This window comes from Rhodococcus sp. KBW08, from assembly GCF_003852455.1.
In the GTDB taxonomy this organism is placed as follows: domain Bacteria; phylum Actinomycetota; class Actinomycetes; order Mycobacteriales; family Mycobacteriaceae; genus Rhodococcus_F; species Rhodococcus_F baikonurensis.
Genome location: NZ_QAJJ01000058.1, coordinates 1 through 683, shown reverse-complemented (window position 1 = coordinate 683; position 683 = coordinate 1). Strand labels below are relative to the sequence as shown.

At 60.5% G+C, this 683-nt stretch carries 1 protein-coding gene; it reads left to right on the top strand.

The annotated features are described in order from the left end of the window. Window positions 1-12 precede the first annotated feature (12 nt). A partial coding sequence (locus DBV08_RS31940; RefSeq protein WP_124570131.1) for a hypothetical protein occupies window positions 13-683 on the top strand: 671 nt, incomplete at its 3' end.

Below are 683 nucleotides of genomic sequence, written 5' to 3'. Positions count from 1 at the left end.
AAGGAGAAATACATGTCCCGACGTCCAACGTCGCGTGCGCTTTCCGGCGCGCTCGCCACCGCAACTGTGCTCGCCACCGTCACAGCAGCGGGAACCTTGTCAGCAGGTATTGCCGGAGCCGCCCCAACAGCGGACATTCCATTCGGCGGTTGGAGCTCCTGTCCGATCGACAATCCCGAGACCAGCACCTGCATGGACGTCACAGTCACCGGCGGCAACATGAAGATCGGCAAGCTCTCGGTCGGCATTCCCGCGGGGGCGATGCGCATCGCAGGCGGAGTTGCCTACCGAGAAAATCCGGAGGCCGAATTCGGATTCGACCAAGTATTCATCCCGCCGAACGACAACAGTCGAGGGATCTACGCCGAACCCATCGAGATCCCAGGCGGCGCACTCGGAATCGATCTACCCTTCGACAATCTCTTCGGACTGAACAAGGCCTCGGCCACCGTCGAGTCGACGTCTGCACTTCCCACCGTGGATGCATTTCAGCTTGGCGTGAAGCTACCCGTCAAACTGAAGATCGCGAACCCTCTCCTCGGCGGCAAATGCTACCTGGGCTCGGACAACAACCCCGTCCAGCTCAACTTGGATGTGACCGAATACGGCGCCCTCGAAGAGGTTCCAGGATTCCCGGATACTGCAGTGGTTCGAAACACCGGGCACACCGGACAGCCCTTCAC